The following is a 4,656-nucleotide window of genomic DNA, read 5'->3' on the forward strand; positions in this document are numbered from 1 at the left end:
TCTACGGGTTGCGCTGGAAGGTCTGGACGGACTTCAAGTCCTGCGCGCCCTCGGCGGCGCCAGCGGCCACGGACCAGCGGATCGGGACGGGCGACGGGGCGGCGAAGGCATTCGATCTCGGCAAGGCCTACCGGTCAGGGGCGCAGTCCTACCTGCGGCCGATCCGGAAGCCGGTCGAGGGGACGGTGCGGGTGGCGGTGTCGGGCGTCACCCTGGCGGCGGGGGCCTTCACGGTCGATGTGACGGTGGGGCGGGTTTTTCTGACCGCGGCGCCGGCCGATGGGGCGCCGGTGACGGCGGGGTTCGAGTTCGACGTGCCGGTGCGCTTCGACAGCGACCGGATCACCACGAGCCTCGCCGGCTTCGCGGCGGGCGAGGTGCCGTCGATCCCGGTCATCGAGGTCAGGGTCTGATGCGGGCGATCGATCCGGAGCTGCAGGCGCGGCTCGACGGCGGGGCGACGCGGCTCTGCCGCTGCTGGCTGGTGAGCCGGCGCGACGGCAGCGAGATGGGCTTCACCGACCACGACGAGGATCTCGCCTTCGGGGGCGTGATCTACCGGGCGAGCAGCGGCATGGACGCGACTGCGCTGCAGTCGGCGACCGGCCTCAGCGTCGACAACGCCCAGGCGGTGGGCGCGCTGACGAGTGCGGCGATCCGCGAGGAGGATATCCGGGCCGGCGCCTACGACGGCGCGGAGGTCCGCCAGTGGCTGGTGGACTGGGAGCGGCCGGAGCTCCGGGTGCTGATGTTCCGCGGGACGCTCGGCGAGATCCGCCGTTCGGACGGCGCCTTCGAGGTGGAGCTGCGCGGGCTGGCCGAGCCGCTGAACGCGCCGGTCGGCCGGTCGATCCTGAGGACATGCGACCGGGCGCTCGGCGACGGCCGCTGCGGGTTCGACACGGGCCGGCCAGGCTTCTCGGGCGAGGGCGTGGTGGTGAGCGCCGCCGGGGCCTCGCTCTCGGCGAGCGGGCTCGGCGGGTTCGCGGCCGGCTGGTTCGAGCATGGGACGCTGCTCTGGCTGACCGGTGCCAATGCCGGCGAGAAGGCGGCGGTGAAGGCGGACCTCGCCGGGGCGGCGGGGCTGCGCGGGCTCTCGCTCTGGCAGGAGCCGGGGCGGCGTGCGGCGGTGGGCGACCGGTTCCGGGTCGTGGCGGGCTGCGACAAGCGGGCCGAGACCTGCCGGGCGAAGTTCGACAACCTGATCAACTTCCGCGGCTTCCCGCACATTCCCGGCGACGACTGGGTGACGGCCTACCCGAAGGAGGGAGCGACCCATGACGGCGGAAGCCAGCAGGGCTGAGGAGATCGTTGCCCGCGCCCGGGCCTGGATCGGCACGCCCTATCGTCACCAGGCGAGCTGCCGGGGGGCGGGTGCGGATTGCCTCGGGCTGATCCGCGGCATCTGGCGCGAGGTGCTGGGGCCGGAGCCGGAGGCGGTGCCGGGCTATACCCCCGACTGGTCCGAGCCGAGCCGCAGCGAGGAGATGCTGGCGGCCGCCGGGCGGAATTTCGTCGCGGCGAGCTGGGCGGCGGCGCGGGCGGGGGACGTCGTCGTGCTTCGGATGCGCGAGGGCGCGGTGGCCAAGCATGCGGGCATCCTCGCCCGCTCGCCGCTCGGGCATCCGACGCTGATCCATGCCTATTCCGGGCATGGGGTCGTCGAGTCGCCACTGACCCCTGCGTGGGCGCGGCGGGTCGCCGGGGTGTTTCGTTTTCCCGAAGGGGGGATGTGATGGCGACGCTGCTGTTGGCGGCTGCGGGCTCGGCGCTGGGCGGGGCGGTCGGAGGCTCCTTCGCCGGCATCGGCGCGATGGCGCTCGGCAAGGCCGCGGGGGCGCTGATCGGCAATGCGATCGACCAGCGGCTGCTCGGCGCGGGCTCGGCGCCGGTCGAGACCGGCCGGGTGGAGCGCTTCCGGGTCATGGGCTCGAGCGAGGGCGCGCCCTTGCCGCGCGTCTTCGGGCGCAACCGGGTGGCCGGGCAGATGATCTGGTCGAGCCGGTTCCTCGAGTCGGTGCATACCGAGAACGTGGGCGGGAAGGGTGGCGGCGGCGGTGCCTCCGTGCGCGAGTACAGCTATTCGGTCAGCTTCGCCGTGGCGCTCTGCGAGGGGGAGGTGTCCCGCATCGGGCGGATCTGGGCGGACGGGCAGCCGCTCGAGCAGAAGGGACTCACCTTCCGGCTGCATCGCGGCACCGAGGACCAGTTGCCCGATCCGCTGATCGAGGCGCTGGAACGGGGCGCTCCCGCCTACCGCGGGACGGCCTACGTCGTCATCGAGAACCTCGACCTGACGCCGTTCGGCAACCGGATTCCGCAGCTCAACTTCGAGGTCTTTCGCCGTCCGCCGGCGGGGCTGCCGGGGGTGCCGAGGGCGCCGGCGCTCGACGTGCGGGGCGTGGCGCTGGTGCCGGGCTGCGGCGAGTATGCGCTGGCGACCGAGGAGGTGCACTTCAAGCGGGGCAAGGGCGACAACGTCGTCCTGAACGTCCACAACGATCGCGGCGTCCCCGATCTCGTGGCCTCGCTCGACCAGCTTTCGGCCGAGCTCCCGAATGCCAGGTCGGTGTCGCTGGTGGTTTCCTGGTTCGGGGACGATCTGCGCTGCGACCGCTGCGCGCTGCGGCCGGCCGTCGAGCAGCGCGGCGAGGACGGCCGGCCGATGCGCTGGGTCGTGTCGGGCCAGAGCCGGGGCAGCGCGCGTGCGGTGAGCCGGATCGCGGGACGGCCGATCTTCGGCGGGACGCCGGCCGACGCGTCCGTGCTGCAGGCGATTTCCAGGATGAAGGCCGACGGGCTGTCGGTGGTCTTCTATCCGTTCATCCTCATGGACATCCAGGCGGGCAACGGGCTTGCCGACCCCTGGGGCGCCGCCGAGCAGCCGCCGGTGCCGTGGCGGGGGCGGATCACCCTCGCGCGGGCGCCGGGCCGTTCCGGCTCGACCGACAGGATGCCGGCGGCGGCCGAGGAGGTCGCGGCTTTCTTCGGCCGTGCGGGCGCGAGCGATTTCCGCCGGTCCGGCGAGACCGTCGCCTACGACGGGCCGGCCGAATGGTCGTATCGGCGGTTCATCCTGCACTATGCGCACCTCTGCGCGCTGGCCGGTGGTGTCGATGCCTTCTGCATCGGCTCGGAGATGCGCAGCCTCACCCAGATCCGCGATGCGGCGGCGGGCTATCCCGCGGTGCGCGAGCTCTGCCGGCTGGCGGAGGATGTGCGGGGGATCCTCGGGCCGGACACGAAGATCGGCTACGCGGCGGACTGGTCGGAATACTTCGGCCATCAGCCGGCGGACGGGTCGGGCGACGTGCTCTACCATCTCGATCCGCTCTGGGCGTCGCCCGAGATCGACTTCGTCGGCATCGACAACTACATGCCGCTGTCCGACTGGCGGGATGGGGCGGACCACGCCGACGCCGATGCGGGGTCGATCTACGATCTCGCCTATCTCAAGGGAAACGTGGCGGGCGGCGAGGGGTACCACTGGTACTATGCCGATGCCGACGGGCGCGTGGCCCAGGACCGCCTGCCGATCCGGGACGGCGCCTATGGCGAGGACTGGGTCTTTCGCTACAAGGATCTGGTGAGCTGGTGGTCGAAGCCGCATGTCAACCGGCTCGGCGGGGTCAAGGCGGGGGCGCCGACGGCCTGGCAGCCGCGGTCGAAGCCGATCTGGTTCACCGAACTCGGCTGCCCGGCGGTTGACAAGGGCACCAACCAGCCGAATGTCTTTCACGATCCGAAGTCGTCCGAGAGCTTCTTTCCGTACCATTCGAACGGGTCGCGCGATGATTTCATCCAGCATCGCTACCTGCAGGCGATGTTCGCGCATTGGAACGACCCGGCGAACAATCCCCTCTCGCCGGTCTACAGCGGGCGGATGGTCGACATGTCCCGGGCGCACGTCTGGGCCTGGGATGCCCGGCCGTGGCCGGATTTCCCGAACCGGCTCGAGACCTGGATCGACGGCGACAACTATGAGACCGGGCATTGGCTGAACGGCCGGGCGAGCCTCGCCGCGCTCGCGGAGGTGGTCGCGGAGATCTGCCAGCGGTCCGGGGTGGGCGAGACGGATCTGTCGCGGCTCCACGGTGGCGTGACGGGATATATGATCGAGTCGGTCGAGAGCGGACGGCAGAGCTTGCAGCCGCTGATGCTGGCCTACGGCTTCGACAGTTTCGCGGTGGGCGGCGCTCTCACCTTCGCCAGCCGGGGCGGGTCGCGGGCGGTCGAGGTCGCGGCGGACGATCTGGTCGCGGTTGGTCGCGATCCGGTTCTCGCCCGGACGCGCTCTCCCGCCGCCGAGACGGCGGGGCGGGTCACGGTCGGCTTCGTCAGCGCGGAGCGGGACTATGTTCCGGGTGCCGTCGAGGCGCTGGCACCCGATGCCGCGGAACCGCGCAGCGAGCAGGCATCCCTGCCGGTCGTGCTCTCGGAAGGGCAGGCCAAGGCGATCGCGGAACGGGCGTTGAGCGAGGGACGGGTCGCGCGCGACAGCCTGACCTGCGCGCTGCCGCCGTCGCGGCTGGGGCTTACGCCGGGCGATATCTTCGCGCCGCGCGGCGACGAGAACGGTGGCATCTTCCGCATCGATCGCATCGAGGAAGCGGGGCACCGGACGATCAGCGCCGTCCGGATCGAGGCGGGCGTGTA

General features: G+C 71.8%; 4 protein-coding genes. All 4 read left to right on the forward strand.

Annotation, left to right across the window (positions count from 1 at the left end; translation table 11 throughout):
- Positions 1 to 413: DUF2460 domain-containing protein (locus Q0112_RS10885; RefSeq protein WP_297975104.1), on the forward strand; the 413-nt coding region annotated here is incomplete at its 5' end.
- Entirely contained in the window at positions 413 to 1,303 is an 891-nt protein-coding gene (locus tag Q0112_RS10890) for a DUF2163 domain-containing protein (RefSeq protein ID WP_297975107.1), read from the forward strand. The genes Q0112_RS10885 and Q0112_RS10890, both read left to right, overlap by 1 nt.
- Complete coding sequence (locus Q0112_RS10895) at positions 1,278 to 1,736, forward strand: NlpC/P60 family protein (protein WP_297975110.1); 459 nt, start codon at positions 1,278 to 1,280, stop codon at positions 1,734 to 1,736. The genes Q0112_RS10890 and Q0112_RS10895 overlap by 26 nt, the downstream gene beginning before the upstream one ends.
- Positions 1,736 to 4,656, forward strand: a 2,921-nt coding sequence (locus Q0112_RS10900; RefSeq protein WP_297975114.1) for a glycoside hydrolase TIM-barrel-like domain-containing protein, incomplete at its 3' end; no start/stop codon positions are given. The genes Q0112_RS10895 and Q0112_RS10900, both read left to right, overlap by 1 nt.

It is taken from the genome of uncultured Amaricoccus sp. (genome assembly GCF_937858865.1).
Classification (GTDB): Bacteria; Pseudomonadota; Alphaproteobacteria; order Rhodobacterales; family Rhodobacteraceae; genus Amaricoccus.